Origin of the sequence: Chelativorans sp. Marseille-P2723 (assembly GCF_902809845.1) — a bacterium.
Classification (GTDB): Bacteria; Pseudomonadota; Alphaproteobacteria; order Rhizobiales; family Rhizobiaceae; genus Chelativorans.
In genome coordinates this window covers 215,556-231,902 of sequence record NZ_CADDWI010000013.1, presented here as the reverse complement: position 1 = coordinate 231,902, position 16,347 = coordinate 215,556, and the positions used below count along the sequence as shown (strand labels likewise).

At 59.5% G+C, this 16,347-nt stretch carries 12 protein-coding genes; 8 read left to right on the top strand and 4 right to left on the bottom strand.

Annotated features, from left to right (window positions below; all coding sequences use genetic code 11):
• Positions 1-195: 195 nt before the first annotated feature.
• Entirely contained in the window at positions 196-2,727 is a 2,532-nt protein-coding gene (locus HUS57_RS12445; protein WP_173934223.1) for a hypothetical protein, read from the bottom strand.
• A 305-nt stretch (positions 2,728-3,032) separates the two neighbouring features.
• The gene (gene acs / locus HUS57_RS12440; protein ID WP_173934221.1) at positions 3,033-4,991 is read right to left on the bottom strand and encodes an acetate--CoA ligase; all 1,959 of its coding nucleotides are present in this window, start codon (positions 4,989-4,991) and stop codon (positions 3,033-3,035) included.
• Between the two features lie 274 nt (positions 4,992-5,265).
• Between acs and HUS57_RS12435 the strand changes: the two genes are divergently transcribed.
• Entirely contained in the window at positions 5,266-5,538 is a 273-nt protein-coding gene (locus tag HUS57_RS12435; RefSeq protein WP_173934219.1) for an usg protein, read from the top strand.
• On the opposite strand, the gene HUS57_RS12430 is transcribed toward HUS57_RS12435, so the two are convergent.
• A complete protein-coding gene (locus HUS57_RS12430; protein WP_173934217.1) occupies positions 5,532-6,209 on the bottom strand; it encodes a YggS family pyridoxal phosphate-dependent enzyme in 678 nt (225 codons plus the stop codon). The genes HUS57_RS12435 and HUS57_RS12430 overlap by 7 nt on opposite strands.
• 125 nt (positions 6,210-6,334) lie before the next feature.
• Between HUS57_RS12430 and leuS the strand changes: the two genes are divergently transcribed.
• From leuS to HUS57_RS12415, 3 genes are all read left to right on the top strand, one after another.
• The gene (gene leuS, locus HUS57_RS12425; protein WP_173934215.1) at positions 6,335-8,950 is read left to right on the top strand and encodes a leucine--tRNA ligase; all 2,616 of its coding nucleotides are present in this window, start codon (positions 6,335-6,337) and stop codon (positions 8,948-8,950) included.
• A gap of 16 nt (positions 8,951-8,966) precedes the next feature.
• On the top strand, positions 8,967-9,506 hold the full coding sequence (gene lptE, locus HUS57_RS12420; RefSeq protein ID WP_173934213.1) for an LPS assembly lipoprotein LptE: 540 nt from the start codon (positions 8,967-8,969) through the stop codon (positions 9,504-9,506).
• 135 nt (positions 9,507-9,641) lie between these two features.
• Entirely contained in the window at positions 9,642-10,565 is a 924-nt protein-coding gene (locus HUS57_RS12415) for a 1-acyl-sn-glycerol-3-phosphate acyltransferase (protein ID WP_173934211.1), read from the top strand.
• Positions 10,566-10,599: 34 nt separating this feature from the next.
• Here the strand turns inward: HUS57_RS12415 and fsa are convergent, their stop codons facing one another.
• A complete protein-coding gene (gene fsa, locus HUS57_RS12410; RefSeq protein ID WP_173934209.1) occupies positions 10,600-11,253 on the bottom strand; it encodes a fructose-6-phosphate aldolase in 654 nt (217 codons plus the stop codon).
• Positions 11,254-11,344: 91 nt separating this feature from the next.
• On the opposite strand from fsa, the gene HUS57_RS12405 reads away from it, so the two are divergent.
• From HUS57_RS12405 to atpA, 4 genes are all read left to right on the top strand, one after another.
• A complete protein-coding gene (locus tag HUS57_RS12405) occupies positions 11,345-13,528 on the top strand; it encodes a primosomal protein N' (RefSeq protein ID WP_173934207.1) in 2,184 nt (727 codons plus the stop codon).
• Between the two features lie 110 nt (positions 13,529-13,638).
• On the top strand, positions 13,639-14,034 hold the full coding sequence (locus HUS57_RS12400; protein WP_173934205.1) for a DUF4345 domain-containing protein: 396 nt from the start codon (positions 13,639-13,641) through the stop codon (positions 14,032-14,034).
• A gap of 223 nt (positions 14,035-14,257) precedes the next feature.
• Positions 14,258-14,818 (top strand): F0F1 ATP synthase subunit delta, encoded by a 561-nt coding sequence (locus tag HUS57_RS12395; RefSeq protein WP_173934202.1) that lies wholly within the window; start codon positions 14,258-14,260, stop codon positions 14,816-14,818.
• A complete protein-coding gene (gene atpA / locus HUS57_RS12390) occupies positions 14,818-16,347 on the top strand; it encodes a F0F1 ATP synthase subunit alpha (protein ID WP_173934200.1) in 1,530 nt (509 codons plus the stop codon). The genes HUS57_RS12395 and atpA overlap by 1 nt, the downstream gene beginning before the upstream one ends.

The following is a 16,347-nucleotide window of genomic DNA, read 5'->3' as shown; positions in this document are numbered from 1 at the left end:
CCTGACGAAGCACTGGCGGGGAAGGCCCCCGCCGCCCCGGCGGCGCACTGGCAGTCCGCAAAGTGGATGGAAGACCCATCCCGACCCATCCAGTGCCGAACAACGGGAAAGAGTGCCTTGGGTGGTCGTATAGCTTGCTACATCCACCGGTGCCGGTTGTCCTGGTTGCAAAGGATCCGCGCTCGTCCGCATCCATCAGCCGTCAGAAGCGGTGGGCCACTGGTTCTCTGTTTCGTCTTCCAACGAGGCAGCCTGCACCCTTTGTTGCTCGCCTCTTAAGGCAAAGATATTCTCGATCCGTTCGACATCGGGGTCGGCCTCAGGGCCGTCTGAAGGTGCGCCCCAGCCTGGGTTCATTCCATTCAACGTTGCTAGCGGCCGTCCATTCTCGATGATTGGATGGCTAACCTTCGGTTTTTGAAGGGGCGGTGCTTTTCTTAGCGATCCTCCGGTTTTCTTGCCCATCCCCGCCAGGATGAAGATAGCGTCGGCTAAGTCTCCTTTCACCACTGAGGAGCCAACCTGCCATTTGTCTCCGATATTGGGCAAGGATGCCATGGCAGTGTCCAGTGCCGTCAGAACTTCTCCCTCACTCGCAAGGTTTGTAGCGTCAGCCAGTTGGCGGATATTGCCGATTACCGGCGAGTTATATGTAAGCGCTTTAAAATCACCTTCGGACAGGCCTTCAACAAGATCGGACAGGAGGTAGGGAACTTTTAGTATTTCACCGAACAACCCAATATTTGTGAACCAGTTGCGCAATTGGTCCAGATTTTCATCGTGCTGGAAGTTGGGCCGGAGCTTTTGCACTATCTTTGGGATTTCGGCTTCTATTCCCTCTCTTGAAGGGGGGTATCCTTGAGGGCGTGTTTTTGTTCGCGCCGCAACGCGTGCGGCCGCTTGCACCCAAGGATTCGAAGGAAGCGTCTCAATAAACTGTTTGCGTGCTTCTTCAAGGGCTTCAAAGGGCTTTAGCTCTACCGATCCCCCATCCGCTGTCTTTACTGTCATGAGCCTGCTTGTATAGGCAGTCCCCGTGCGGCGCATTTCCTGCTGTTTTTCATCAGTATAGGCGCGGGTGTCATCTGAGCCCCATTCCGAGTTCTCAAGAAACTCATCTAGGATCGACGGCTCAAGCATATATTTGGCCGGTCCTTGATCGGGATGAAACACCAAATGCACTCTTGGAGGGGAATGCATGCGCTTGAGGGGCCTTGCTATCAGCTCCTCGAAGCTCAAACCCGTCTTCTCCATGAGCACCTTCAGCGCCACGACTTTCGGGTTAAAAACCGGTGGCGGCGCGGTATCGATGTGCACCAAATCGTTAAAGGAAGAGACCAGTTCATCTTTTGCTGCAACCGGATCGTCGAGGTTGAGTTCCGGCCAACCGTTCTCGATGGCAATGTACCATGCGGCATGCAGCTTCAACTCATCATCCGGCAACTGCTGGTTTAGCGTGATGAATGTCTTCAGCAGCTCGGATAGCTCTGAGGTCTCATACTGCTCGCCGGAAAGGCGTTTGACGAGCGTTGACACCACATGAAGCGCGCCGAAAGGGAAAGCCGTGTCGATGCCGAGGCGGTCAAACGCGGATTGTAAGTGTTCGAGGCGCTCTGTCTCGTCCATTTCCGGATAGACCGACATCATGTAGTAGCTGTTGGCAATCTCCTTCAGGGAAAGATCAAGGCCGCTTACTCGAATAGGTATTTTTGTAAGTGGATCAAACTCGAAGCTTCGTGTTTCTTCACGGAAAGCGCGTTTATCATCCTCCCATCTGATTGGAGCCAGAATCGAGGTCATCACATTCATTACGCTCTGTTCGAATTGCTCGAAGCGATTTGCGGGAAGTTCATGTCCAAAAACTTCATCGAAGGTGGTAGCCTGAGAATCCTCCAGTTTATTCTTCGTATCCAGGACCCCATACTTCACTCTTAAGATCTGCGCGGCTGCATGGATGTACCGCTCCGCTTCCTGGCCACGCAGGCCCTTCGCGAACGCAAGCCAAGTTGCCACTTCCCTGCAAGGGTCCTTTCCCACCTTGAGCTTCTTCCATGCGAGGTTCAGCTTCTTGAAAACGCGCTGAAGCTGAGCTGTATCGCTCTCTGCCAAGCTTCTTCTCGTTCGGGCCAGTATCACCGCCGCAATGGCCTTATTCTCCGCTCCCTTCGGCAAGTCGCCCCCGCCCAACCCTGAATGCCGGGGAAATCTCCCTAAAGGAACGTCTTCCAGAGAAGTCTGCTGCAAGGGTGCTGCGACGTCGTTCTGACGCATCGCCTGTCCAGTAGCAGCGGAATGAGAGCGGGACGAGACAACGCCACCCGGCGCCTTGCCGCTTTGTGCCGGCTTGGTTCCAGAGTCATGCGGAAAACGGGCGTGGTTCAAAGCGCCGCCGTTTACAATTTGAGAGTATGTCTGGCTGGCATAGCCACCACCAAGGATTGAAAGCAGGATGGCGGCCTTGAACTGGGTGGCCAGGCTTACCTCCGGTTTTCTGGAGCGGTGAGGACGGTCGCGTCCTGCGATTTCCCTTGGCCGTCCGATGGGCAGTTCGATATGCGGAAGCGGTAAGGCAGGTGGTTTAGGCGTATCAGCACGATTGCTTGTTGCTTGAAGTTGTCTCTGCAGCTTCTTGTGCTTTTCTGCCTCGTTGGTCCCGATGGACTTTCGCCAATCATTTATGGGATTGAATTTCGGAGCATTACTTAAGGAATTTTGATACTTTGTCATTGCAAAAATCACGCTGAAAACGAGCTGGGCGGCCCTTCAATTGGAAGCAAAAGAAAGGTGGTTCAAAATTGTCAGGCACGCACTTGATCAGGCATGCACTTAATCAGGCGCGAACTTAAGACGGGATCGGTTTTTGTTATCTTATGAAGAGCTCTCCTGAGCGTGAGCCGGCGCGGCAGGAACTATGTCGCCAACAGCCAGCTCTACTGCACAGAATCAGTACTGGGCAAAAATGACCGAGCGCCGCCGGCTAGCAGACCAGCAGCGCTCGCGAACGCGGTACTGTCGGCTGAGCGAAGAGATGCTCAGGCGGGTTCCTTCCTGTTCTGCCGGTTGGCCACCAGTTCCTCAACAACACCAGGATCGGAGAGCGTGGAGGTGTCGCCCAGCGCCTGATAGTCGTCCTCAGCAATCTTGCGCAGAATGCGGCGCATGATTTTGCCGGAGCGGGTCTTGGGCAGGCCGGGTGCGAACTGAATCTTGTCCGGAGTGGCTATAGGACCGATTTCCTTGCGCACATGCTCAACGAGTTCCTTCTTGAGCGCATCCGAACCTTCTTCACCTTCCATCAGTGTCACGTAGCAGTAGATGCCCTGACCCTTGACTGGATGCGGATAACCAACAACCGCCGCTTCCGAGACCTTCTTATGGGCGACGAGGGCAGATTCCACCTCGGCCGTTCCCATCCGGTGGCCTGACACGTTCAAGACATCGTCCACGCGGCCGGTGATCCAGTAGTAGCTGTCTTCATCACGCCGGCACCCGTCGCCGGTAAAATATTTGCCTTTGTAGATGGCGAAATAGGTCTCGACGAAACGTTCGTGATCGCCATAGACCGAGCGCATCTGCCCGGGCCAGGAATCCACGATGCACAAATTGCCGTCGCCCGGACCCTCGATGACATTGCCGTCATTGTCCACGATTTCCGGCTTGACGCCAAAGAAGGGTTTCGTTGCCGAGCCGGGCTTAAGGTCGATGGCTCCGGGCAGGGGCGAGATCATGATGCCGCCGTTCTCCGTCTGCCACCAGGTATCCACCACCGGGCAGCGCTCCTCGCCGACCACGCGGTAATACCATTCCCAGGCTTCCGGATTGATAGGCTCGCCGACAGTGCCAAGAATACGCAGGCTACTGCGCGAAGTCCTCTTCACGAACTCGTCGCCGGCACCCATTAGCGCCCGGATGGCAGTCGGTGCCGTATAGAAGATGTTGACCTTGTGTTTGTCCACCACTTCCCAGAAGCGGGAGGCATCGGGATAGTTCGGCACGCCTTCGAACATCAGCGTGATGGCGCCGTTGGAAAGCGGGCCGTAGACGATGTAGCTGTGCCCAGTCACCCAGCCCACATCCGCGGTACACCAGTAGATGTCGCCCTCGCGATAGTCGAAAACATATTGATGCGTCATCGAGGCGTAGACGAGATAGCCGCCCGTGGTGTGCAGCACGCCCTTGGGCTTGCCTGTAGATCCGGAAGTGTAGAGGATAAAGAGAGGGTCCTCCGCGTTCATCCGCTCCGGCTCGCATTCCGGTTCCGCCTTGCGGATCTCGTCATGGTACCAAAGGTCGCGGCCCTCTACCCAGTCGACCTTTCCGCCGGTTCGGCGCACCACCAATACGTTGCGCACCTCGGCCCCGGCTTTTGCGGCTATAGCGATCGCCTTGTCCGTGCTTTCCTTCAGCGGGATTTTCCTGCCGCCCCGCAACCCTTCATCTGCTGTGATGATGAAATCCGACTTACAATCCACTATCCGGCCAGCCAGCGAATCCGGCGAGAACCCACCAAAAACCACTGAGTGGATGGCTCCGATGCGCGCGCATGCAAGCATTGCATAGGCGGCCTCGGGGACCATGGGCATATAGATCGTCACCCGATCGCCTTTCTTGACGCCGCGGGACTTCAAGACATTGGCAAGCCTGCAGACATGCTCATAGAGTTCGCGATAGGTGACCTTCCTGTCGTCATATGGGTTGTCGCCTTCCCAGATGATCGCCGTCTGGTTTCCGCGTTTCTCCAGATGGCGATCGATGCAGTTATACGTGACATTGGTCACGCCATCCTCGAACCACTTGATTGAAACGTCGCCCTCGAAAGAAGTGTTTTTCACCTTCGTGTACGGTTCAAACCACTCGATCCGCTTGCCATGCCTGCCCCAGAAAGTGTCCGGGTCGCTGATGCTTTCGCGGTACCACTTCTCATAGGTTTCCGAATCGATCAGCGCTCCCTCCTTCCAGGCGGGCTTCACACGATACAGATGCTCGGACATAGTTCCTCCTCGATGAGACATGCCGGGTCGAATCCCGGCCTAGGCCAGCAGCCTCGTCACTTTCTCTGAATAAATAGCACTGCACAGCCAATCGCAACATCAGACATCGTCAAGGACATCGGCAGAACCACTGCCAGGATCTTCGCAATCCTGGCAGCAGCCCTGTGTGGTTGATGCTAACACGTTGTTTTAGCAGGAACTTTAACACTTGTGCTGCATTTTCATCCCGAACGATCCCGGCAAGAAGCACAACGAAAGGAAGGATAAGGCAGACATGCATACGACCAGCGAAACCGAGCTGATGCTGAAGGGCTACGGGCTTACGACCGCGAAGTTTCTCTATCACCTCCCCGATCACCCGCATCTGCTGCAGAGTTTTGTGTGGCAACTATATGATGTTGCGCCCGAATTTCCGGCGCTCTATCGCTTCATCGATTTTTGGCGCGATACTTTGGACGGCCCGTTGCACTCCGTGCGCTTTACGCACCGCCGACTGGTAGCACCGAGCGAGTGGCGGAACGTAACGGGCGAGCTGGTGCTTCATTGACCCGCGGCCGGACGGTTGCCAAAAATAGCCGACCCCACCCGCACGCCGGTTGCGCCGAAGGCGATGGCCGTCTCGAAATCGCCAGACATGCCCATGGACAGCTTTTCCACGTTCGCCTCCCGGGCGATCTTCGCGAGCAACGCGAAATGCGGCCCGGGATTCTCGTCTAGTGGCGGGATGCACATCAGCCCCTCGATTTCAAGGCCATGAACCTCGCGGCAGCGGGCGACGAAGCTTGCCGCCTCGCGCGGGTCAATACCGGCCTTCTGCGCCTCCAGCCCGGTATTGACCTGCACATAAAGGCGCAGCCGCCGGCGCTGCTTTTCCATCTCCGCAGCCAGTGTCCTGGCGATCTTCTCGCGGTCGACGGTCTGTATCACATCGAACAGCGCCACCGCCTCCCTGGCCTTGTTGGATTGCAACGGCCCGATGAGGTGCAGTTCTAGGTCCAAACACTGCTCCTTGAGCGCCGGCCACTTTCCTTGCGCCTCCTGGACTCGATTCTCCCCGAAAATCCGCTGGCCCGCCTCAATGGCTGAGTGAATGGCTTCGGGTCCGAAGGTCTTGGAGACGGCGACAAGGGAGATGTCCTCCGGCCGGCGGCCGCTCTCGCGCGCCGCTGCGGCAATTCTCTGGCGGACATCTTCAAGATTCAAAATTATGTCTTTCATGGCTCGCTGCTCTGCCTGTCAGGTGCTCTGGCTGGCGGTGTTTGGGGATGCACGGTTGACGCTTCGCTCAAACCGTGGTGAAGGTCCGCCCGGAAACCTACCTCCTTCTATGTGAAAAACCGGTCATGGCAACCGAACGCTACAATCCCCGCATCTCAGAACCCCGCTGGCAGAAGGCCTGGGAGGAGGCGCGCCTGTTCGAAACGCGCAACGACGACGAACGGCCTACCTATTACGTGCTGGAAATGTTCCCTTATCCTTCCGGCCGCATCCATATTGGCCACACACGCAATTACACGATGGGAGACGTTGTGGCCCGCTACAAGCGCGCCAAGGGCTTCAACGTGCTCCATCCGATGGGCTGGGACGCCTTCGGCATGCCGGCCGAGAATGCGGCCATCCAGAACAAGGTGCACCCCAAGGAGTGGACCTACCAGAATATTGCGGTGATGCGTGACCAGCTCAAGATGATGGGCCTGTCGCTTGACTGGAGCCGCGAGTTCGCAACGTGCGACGTGGAATACTACCACCAGCAGCAGGTGCTTTTCCTCGATTTCTACGAGAAGGGCCTGATCACCAGGAAGACCTCGAAGGTCAACTGGGATCCGGTGGACCAGACTGTACTTGCCAACGAGCAGGTGATTGAGGGTCGCGGCTGGCGCTCGGGTGCCCTTGTAGAGCAGCGCGAGCTAGCGCAGTGGTTCTTCAAGATCACCGATTATTCCGAAGAGTTGCTGAGCGCCATAGACGAACTGGACGGATGGCCCGAAAAGGTGCGTCTGATGCAGCGCAACTGGATCGGTCGTTCCGAGGGCCTGATGGTTCGTTGGGAGCTGGTGAAGGAAACCGCGCCCAAGGGTGAAAGCGAGCTGGAAGTCTACACCACCCGGCCTGACACCATCTTCGGCGCTTCCTTCATGGCCGTGGCGCCCGATCACCCGCTGGCACGGAAGGCGGCGCAAGGCGATCCTGCCCTTGCCGCATTCATCGAGGAATGTCGGCGGGTCGGCACCACTGCCGCCGCGTTGGAGACGGCGGAGAAGAAGGGTTTCGATACGGGTATCCGTGTGCGCCATCCCTTTGATCCCGAATGGACGCTGCCCGTCTATGTGGCGAATTTCGTGCTGATGGAATACGGCACGGGCGCCATTTTCGGCTGTCCTTCGGGCGACCAGCGTGACCTCGATTTCGCCAGAAAGTACGGCCTGCCGGTAATCCCGGTGGTGATGCCAGAAGGCGCGGATGCCGCCTCCTTCCAGATTACCGAGGAAGCCTATAGCGACGATGGCGTGATGATCAATTCGCGCTTCCTGGACGGGCTGTCGAACAAGCAGGCCTTCGACGAAGTGGCAAGCCGGCTGGAGATGCAGTCGCTGGGCGGGCGCGCACAGGCGGCGCGCAAGGTGAATTTCCGCCTGCGCGACTGGGGCATCTCGCGGCAGCGCTATTGGGGATGCCCCATCCCCATGATCCATTGCGAAGCTTGCGGCATCGTGCCGGTGCCAAAGCAAGACCTGCCGGTGAAACTGCCGGAGGACATCGATTTCGATAAACCCGGTAATCCGCTCGATCGGCATTCCACCTGGCGCCATGTGAAGTGCCCGAAATGCGGTGCGGATGCCCGCCGCGAGACCGACACGATGGACACATTCGTCGATTCATCGTGGTACTTCGCCCGCTTCACATCGCCACGCGCCAGGATGCCGGTGGAGCGTGAAGTGGCGAATCGCTGGCTGCCCGTCGACCAGTATATCGGTGGCATCGAGCACGCGATCCTGCATTTGCTTTATTCCCGCTTCTTCACCCGCGCCATGCGGGACACCGGCCATCTCGACCTTGCCGAGCCCTTCAAGGGCCTGTTCACGCAGGGAATGGTCGTGCATGAGACCTATCGCGCTGCCGACGGCCGCTGGCTTTCTCCTTCTGAAGTCCGGATCGAAGGAACGGACGGTCAGCGCACCGCCTACGAGATCGCGACGGGCGAAAAAGTGACGATCGGCAGCCTCGAAAAGATGTCGAAGTCGAAGAAGAACACTGTGAGCCCGGAAGATATTACCGAGTCCTTCGGCGCTGACACGGCCCGATGGTTCATGCTGTCCGATTCCCCGCCGGAGCGCGATGTCGAATGGACGGATGACGGCGCGGCCGGGGCCCACCGTTTTCTGCAGCGCGTTTGGCGTCTGGTGAACGAGGCGGCACCGGCGCTTGAGGGCGTAGAGCCGAAGGCATCTCGCGACGGCACAGCCGCTTCCATTTCCAAAGGGGCGCACAAGGCTTTAAAGGTCATCGAGCATGACATCGAGCAATTGGCGTTCAACCGCGCACTCGCCCGTATTCACGAGCTGGTCAATGAGTTGCAGGCGCAGTTTCCCGCTCTCGGAAAGGCCGATGCCGCCACGCGCTCGGCCGCACGCGAAGCGGTCGAAATCCTCATCCACGTGATCGCGCCCTTCATGCCGCATCTGGCGGAAGAATGCTGGGAGCGCATCGGCGGGGAAGGCCTCGTTGCGGCCAGCCGCTGGCCCAGCTACGATCCGGAATTGGTGACAGACAACCAGATCGTTTTGCCGGTACAGATCAACGGCAAGAAGCGCGGCGATTTGACAATCGCCCGCGACGCTGATCAAGCTGCTGTTGAGAAGGCGGTCCTCGAACTCGATTTCGTGAAGAAGGCGCTTAATGGCGCTCCTCCGCGTAAGGTTATCGTGGTGCCGCAGCGAATCGTCAACGTCGTGGCTTGAGCGGAGAGATTGATCGGTGAGGTCGGTGATTCGCGCTGCGGTTCTGGCAGGTAACATCCTCGCGCTCGCGCTGGCAGGCGGGTGCACGGTGCGCCCCCTCCTTGCAACTCAACCGGGCGTGGCTGGAGCTGAGTCCGCTCTCCCCGCCCTTGCGGCGATTTCCGTGCTTCCGGTCGATACGCGCCATGCACAGGAAGTGCGCAACCACCTCATTTTCCTGCTGCGGGGAGGCGGGGCCGAACCTGCCGCGCCCCGCTACCAGCTCAGCCTTTCGGTGGGGCGTACCGTCACCTCGGCTGCCCTTATCCAGGTCGGTGGCGAGGACGAGCCCTCGGCAGGTACGGTGTCGCTAACCGGTACCTATACGTTGCGCGAGACCGCCAGCGGAGAGACAATAGCGCGCGGCCGTCAGGAGGTCAGCGCCAGTTTCGACCGCCCGCCGCAGGAATATGCCGTAATACGCGCCCAGCGTGATGCAGAGGACCGCGCAGCCCGTGAACTGGCGGAACTCATACGCCTTGGTATCGCCCAGGCGGTTGCTGGTGGCGGAACTTAACCGGCTTAAACATGTTGTGATGCCTGCAGCACCGGATTCCCTGAGTAAGAACAAGGTTCTGCAGGGTGCGTTAGGCTACAATATCACCGTGTCGATCAAGGCATCGGTAAGAGAGCCGCCACGGAGAGCTTCACGATGGGTTTTCACGCAACGCTGATGTCGGTTGTCGGGGTGCTGAAGCGGGACCGTGAGGCGACTGCCGAGGCTCCTCATATCGTCGATCAGCTCATTGCCGAGCGCACGATACATCTTTCCAGACATCCGCTGTGGCCACTCGCCCGTCCCGCCCTCTACCGCTATTTCCACTACCGGCAAGCCGTTGCCATGGCTGACGAAATCGCCCAGCTTTCGGGGTGGGGCGCGATGGATTTCATCAGCCGCCTCCTTTCGCTGGACGTGTCGGTAACGGGCGGGGAGAACATTCCCGAAAGGGGTGCCTTCATCCTGGCCCCGACCCATCCGACGGGAATTGCCGATGGCATCGCCATTTTCGACCTCATGAAGGAGAAGCGGCCGGACATGGCAATCTTCGCCAATCGGGATGCCCTGCGTGTCAACCCGCGGTTCCGTGACCTCATCATCCCGGTTGAATGGCGGCCCAATGAAAAGTCTCATGCCAAGAGCCGCGACACGCTGGAGATGACGGCCAAAGCCTTCGCGGAAGAAAAGGCGATCGTGCTCTTCCCATCCGGAAGGATTGCCTACTGGCACGAGGACAAGCTCACCGAGCGGCCATGGCAGCCCTCCGTGGTCGCCCTTGCGCGCCGCTACCAGGTTCCGGTGGTGCCGGTCAACATGGCCGCTCGCAATTCGGGCCTGTTCTATCTTTTGTCCAGATACTCAACCGAGCTGCGCGACATGACGCTGTTCCACGAACTCCTGAACAAGAAGGGCCGCTCCATCCATATGATCGTTGGCAGGCCGATCGCCTCAAGCCTTTTGAGCGAAGGAGAGCCGGCCGAGGTTGCGGCCCGGCTTCAACAGCACACGGTCAATGCCCTGGCGGAGAATCCGGACGCCGAGTTCGAAACGGCCCTCCTGACGGCAGAAGCGGCCTGAGCCGCTTCATCCGGGCAGGTCTTGAATACCGGGACTACCCGATCTTCTGACCGGTCTTTGCCCAGTCGGCAAGGAAGGCGTCAAGGCCTTTGTCCGTAAGCGGATGCTTCACCAGAGCCTTCAGAACCGCGGGCGGTACCGTGGCCACATCAGCGCCGATAAGGGCGGCCTGCTTGACGTGAATAACGGTACGGATCGAAGCGGCGAGTATCTCCGTCTCGAAATCATAGTTGTCGTAGATCGTGCGGATTTCCGATATCAGTTCCGCCCCGTCGAGCCCAATATCATCCAGCCGGCCGATGAAGGGCGAGATGAAGGTTGCGCCTGCCTTTGCGGCCAGCAATGCTTGGTTGGCCGAGAAGCAGAGCGTGACGTTGACCATGCGTCCGTCGGAGCTTAGCGCCTTGCAGGCTTTCAGACCGTCCAGCGTCAGCGGCACCTTGATGGCGATGTTGTCGGCGATCTTTGAGAGAATGTCGGCTTCCCGCATCATCTCCTTGAACTCAACCGCCGTCACTTCGGCCGAAACAGGGCCGTCGACAATCTCGCAGATCTCCTTCGTGACTTCGAGGATGGGGCGGCCGGTCTTCATGATCAGTGAAGGGTTGGTAGTCACGCCGTCGAGGAGACCCGTTTCGCTCAACTCGCGAATTTCATTCACATCGGCGGTATCGACGAAAAACTTCATGACGCTCTCCTTTCAGGCTTGCCGGGCAGGCACATGCCGAGATGTATGCTCGGCCTTGCTCTAATCCAAGAAACCGGCAAGGTCACGTCCGATGAATCGAGAACTAAACAAATGGCGCGTGATTCCCGTCATGGTTCCCATGCCGGCGGAGCGCCCTTATTCATACGCGGTTCCGGAAGGGGTGCCCGTTGAGCCGGGATCAATTTTGCGCGTGCCCCTCGGCCCGCGCGAGGTTGCGGGTGTGGCCTGGGATGGCGACGGCGAGCCGGTGGAAGCCGCAAGGCTTCGGCAAATTTCGCAAGTTTTCGACTGTCCGCCGCTTCCCGCCGAGATGCGCCGCTTTATCGAATGGGTGGCGGCTTATACGCTATCACCGCCTGGCATGGTGGCGCGCATGGCGCTGCGTGCACCTGCTGCCTTTGACCCCGAGCCGCCAGTGGAGGGTTTCTGCTTGACGGAAAGGCGCCCCGATCGCCTCACGGCAGCGCGCGAGCGGGTGCTCGCCCAGGCTGCCGATGGCCAGGCGTGGACCCGATCGGGCCTTGCCCATGCGGCGGGCGTGTCCCTCAGCGTCATTGACGGGCTGATAGCGCAGGGTGTTTTTGAAAAGGTGGAGATACCACCGCGCCCCATTGTCCCGCCGCCTGATATCGATTTCGGCGTCCAGGAACTCAATCCGGAGCAAAAGGCCGCAGCGGAGCGCCTGCGTGAAAAGGTGGGCGCAGGTGTCTTCGGCGTCACGCTGCTCGACGGGGTAACGGGCTCCGGAAAGACGGAGGTCTATTTCGAGGCCGTGGCGACCGCGCTTGCTGCGGGCAAGCAGGTGCTGATCCTGTTGCCGGAGATCGCGCTGACGCAGGCTTTTCTTGAACGTTTTCACGATCGCTTCGGCGCGAAACCGGCGGAATGGCACTCCGACCTTCCTCCTCGAAGGCGGGAGCGCGTGTGGCGGCAGGTGGCGGAAGGCCAGTTGCGCGTCGTGGCCGGTGCCCGCTCGGCACTCTTCCTGCCTTTTCGGGAACTTGGACTGATCGTGGTCGATGAAGAGCACGATCCGGCTTACAAGCAGGAGGATCGTGTTTTTTACAACGCCCGCGACATGAGTGTGGTGCGCGCAAGGCTGGGCAATTTCCCCGTCGTGCTCGCCTCGGCAACGCCCTCCATCGAAAGCCGGGTGAATGCCGATCAGGGCCGCTACGAACGCATCGTGCTGTCCGCCCGCTTTGCCGATGCGGCGCTGCCGCAGCTTTCTGCCATCGACATGCGCAAGGCGCCGCCGGCGCGCGGAGGCTTTCTTTCGCCGGTGCTTATCGAGGCCATGGCCCGCACTATCGGGCGCAATGAGCAGGCACTGCTCTTCCTCAACCGTCGCGGCTACGCGCCACTCACGCTTTGCCGCGTCTGCGGCCATCGCTTCCAGTGCCCGAATTGTTCAAGCTGGCTTGTGGAGCATCGTTTCCGACGCCAGCTTGCCTGCCACCACTGCGGGCACAACGAGCCGCAACCCGAAGCGTGTCCGGAATGCGGTACGCTTGATCATCTGGTGCCCTGCGGTCCGGGGGTGGAGCGTATCGCGGAAGAGGTGGACCGGCATTTTCCCCAAGCGCGTACGATCGTGCTGTCCTCGGACCTTCTGGGCGGCATCAAGCGGCTCAGGCTTGAACTTGAGGCGATCGCCAACGGCGAAGCCGATATCGTCGTCGGGACGCAGCTTGTGGCAAAGGGCCACAATTTTCCGAACATGACGCTGGTGGGCGTCGTGGACGCTGATCTTGGCCTTGCCAATGGTGATCCGCGTGCAGCCGAGCGCACTTTCCAGCTTCTCTCGCAGGTGACGGGCCGGGCCGGCCGAACCGGCAAGGCGAGCATCGGGCTCTTGCAGACCTACCAGCCCGATCATCCGGTCATGCAAGCACTCGTATCGGGGAACGCTGAGCAGTTTTATGAGCGGGAGATCGCCGAGCGCGAGCGCGCCCGCATGCCGCCTTTCGGCCGGCTCGCCTCGCTCATTGTCAGCGCCGCCTCCCGGGCGGAGGCGGAGAATCATGCACGTGCATTGCGCCGTGCCGCACCGGCCGCAAGTGAGATCGACGTGCTCGGCCCCGCCGAGGCACCGCTGGCGCTGGTCGCGGGCCGCCACCGATTCCGCCTCCTCGTCCAGGGCACGCGACGATCTGATCTGCAAGCCTATCTGCGCCAGCTCCTTTCAAAGGCGGAAAGGCCGCGCGGCTCCATCCGCGTCCAAGTGGACATCGATCCCCAGAGCTTCCTCTAAGCTTTTTGATTTTAACGCCGGCCGCTTCGGTCCCTCGTCTGATGATTCGCGAATCGGCTATAGAGCGCGCATGGTGAAGGCGTTTGCCGCGACATGCAGGAGGGCACACCATGGATTTCGTATTTCCCATGCCCTACACCCCCGGGGAGTGGCTGGCATGGGCTGGGGCGGCTCTTACCGTGCTCTTTGGCTTGGTGGCGATGCTGGCGCCCCGGTTCCTTCTACGAGCCCTCGCCCTGCAGCCGATCCCGGAACATGCCGAAGCATTGGCCACTCCGCGTTCACTCCTCGGCGGCTTCTATGCAGGGATCGGCCTGTCGGCGATTCTCTTCTCCCAGCCGCTCATCTACATGACCTTGGGATTCGCCTGGGCTTTCGCAGCATTCGGGCGGGCGCTTTCCATACTGTTCGATCACGGTGGTTCGCTGATTCAGTGGACGAGTCTGGCGGTCACGCTTTTGCTGGCGGCGCTGCCGCTCTTGTTCGTCTTTGGTCTGGTGCCTTGACGTCCGCCGAGGCAGGGATGCGACAAAGCGGCCCCAAATCGTCTAGCTTCGGCGTGTTGCGAGTCTGGCGGGCGTGTGTTAGACGGCATTCGGCTTTCGGTGGTGGAGGGCGGTGCCCATATGCCTGTGCCGAAAATCTGTCAACCAGGTCAGGGATTTAGCCGGGGAATATGCTCCTGTGCAAGATCCTGCGGCCTCAGCTCATGAGAAGAGATCCGACCCCGTGGCACAATCTGGCTCTATGATCTCAGGTGTGGCAGGGCGCTACGCACGCTCATTATTCGAACTAGCGCAAGAGACCGACGCAGTTTCGATCGTCGAGGAAGATCTTGGCCGGTTTGAGGCGCTTCTTGATGGCAGCCAAGACCTTCAGCGTCTCATCGAGAGCCCTGTCTTTTCCGCCGACGATCAGTTGAAGGCGGTCGCCGCCATACTTGATCGTGCTGAAATTGGCGGCCTTGTCGGAAATTTCCTACGTGTGGTGGCGCAGAATCGCCGCCTTTTTGCTGTTCGGCAGATAATCCGTGCTTTCCGCGAGATCGCAGCGGAGGCACGAGGCGAGACAACGGCTGAAGTCACCGCCGCCCACGCGCTCACTACAGCGCAGGAAAAGGAACTGAAGGCCACGCTCAAGACGGTGGCCGGCAGGGATGTCGCCATTAAGGTGGCGGTCGATCCCTCTCTTCTTGGTGGCCTTGTCGTAAAGCTCGGCTCGCGCCAGATCGATACATCGCTCAAGACGAAACTCAATACGCTCAAGCTTGCACTGAAAGAGGTCGGCTGATGGATATCCGGGCAGCGGAAATCTCCGCAATTCTCAAGGACCAGATCAAGAATTTCGGCAAGGAGGCCGAGGTCTCCGAGGTCGGCCAGGTCCTTTCCGTCGGTGACGGTATTGCTCGCGTCTACGGGCTGGACAATGTCCAGGCTGGCGAGCTCGTCGAGTTTCCGGGCGGCATTCGCGGCATGGCGCAGAACCTGGAGATCGATAATGTCGGTGTCGTGATCTTCGGCTCCGACCGCGACATCAAGGAAGGCGATATCGTCAAGCGTACCGGCGCTATCGTCGACGTGCCGGTGGGTCCGGAGCTTCTTGGTCGCGTGGTCGACGCGCTGGGCAACCCGATCGACGGCAAGGGTCCGATCAAGGCGACCGAGCGTCGTCGCGTGGACGTAAAGGCGCCGGGCATTATCCCTCGCAAGTCCGTTCACGAGCCGATGTCCACCGGCCTGAAGGCCATTGACGCGCTCATTCCGATCGGCCGTGGTCAGCGCGAACTCATCATCGGTGACCGCCAGACCGGCAAGACCGCCATCATTCTCGATACTTTCCTCAACCAGAAACCACTGAATGAAGGCGACGACGAGAGCCAGAAGCTTTACTGTGTCTATGTCGCTGTCGGACAGAAGCGTTCCACCGTTGCCCAGTTTGTGAAGGCGCTCGAAGAGCGCGGTGCGCTGGAATATTCGATCATCGTGGCTGCGACGGCTTCCGATCCGGCTCCGATGCAGTTCCTCGCTCCCTTCGCCGGTTGCGCCATGGGCGAATATTTCCGCGACAGCGGCAAGCATGCCGTGATCGCTTATGACGATCTGTCCAAGCAGGCCGTCGCTTACCGTCAGATGTCCCTGCTTCTGCGCCGCCCGCCCGGCCGTGAAGCTTATCCCGGCGACGTCTTTTATCTGCATTCGCGGCTCCTTGAGCGCGCAGCCAAGATGAACGACGATTTGGGCGCCGGTTCGCTGACTGCCCTTCCCGTCATCGAGACGCAGGCCAACGACGTTTCCGCCTACATCCCCACAAACGTGATCTCCATCACCGATGGCCAGATTTTCCTTGAGACGAACCTGTTCTTCCAGGGTATCCGTCCCGCGGTTAACGTCGGTCTGTCTGTTTCGCGGGTTGGCTCTGCAGCGCAGGTCAAGGCCATGAAGCAGGTGGCAGGCTCCATCAAGGGTGAACTTGCCCAGTATCGTGAGATGGCGGCATTTGCCCAGTTCGGTTCCGACCTTGACGCGGCGACCCAGCGTTTGCTCAATCGCGGAGCGCGCCTGACGGAATTGCTGAAGCAGCCGCAATTCTCCCCGCTCAAGACCGAGGAGCAGGTCGCCGTCATCTTTGCCGGCGTGGAGGGCTATCTCGACAGGCTCGAAGTCAATGACGTATCCCGTTTTGAGCAGGGCCTTCTTGCGCATATGCGAAGCACGGGCAAGGAAGTGCTCGAGGCCATTCGCAAGGAGCAGGCACTTTCGGACGATCTGCGCGCCAGGCTCAAGGCGGAGATCGAAGCTTTTGCCAAGAACTTCACGTAG

Excerpts from the sequence above, each read along its gene's own strand:
- HUS57_RS12405 (WP_173934207.1), top strand. The coding sequence starts at position 11,345 with ATGAATCGAGAACTAAACAAATGGCGCGTGATTCCCGTCATGGTTCCC.
- atpA (WP_173934200.1), top strand. The coding sequence starts at position 14,818 with ATGGATATCCGGGCAGCGGAAATCTCCGCAATTCTCAAGGACCAGATC.
- acs (WP_173934221.1), bottom strand. The coding sequence starts at position 4,991 with ATGTCCGAGCATCTGTATCGTGTGAAGCCCGCCTGGAAGGAGGGAGCG.
- leuS (WP_173934215.1), top strand. The coding sequence starts at position 6,335 with ATGGCAACCGAACGCTACAATCCCCGCATCTCAGAACCCCGCTGGCAG.
- HUS57_RS12400 (WP_173934205.1), top strand. The coding sequence starts at position 13,639 with ATGGATTTCGTATTTCCCATGCCCTACACCCCCGGGGAGTGGCTGGCA.
- fsa (WP_173934209.1), bottom strand. The coding sequence starts at position 11,253 with ATGAAGTTTTTCGTCGATACCGCCGATGTGAATGAAATTCGCGAGTTG.
- HUS57_RS12435 (WP_173934219.1), top strand. The coding sequence starts at position 5,266 with ATGCATACGACCAGCGAAACCGAGCTGATGCTGAAGGGCTACGGGCTT.
- HUS57_RS12445 (WP_173934223.1), bottom strand. The coding sequence starts at position 2,727 with ATGACAAAGTATCAAAATTCCTTAAGTAATGCTCCGAAATTCAATCCC.
- HUS57_RS12415 (WP_173934211.1), top strand. The coding sequence starts at position 9,642 with ATGGGTTTTCACGCAACGCTGATGTCGGTTGTCGGGGTGCTGAAGCGG.
- HUS57_RS12430 (WP_173934217.1), bottom strand. The coding sequence starts at position 6,209 with ATGAAAGACATAATTTTGAATCTTGAAGATGTCCGCCAGAGAATTGCC.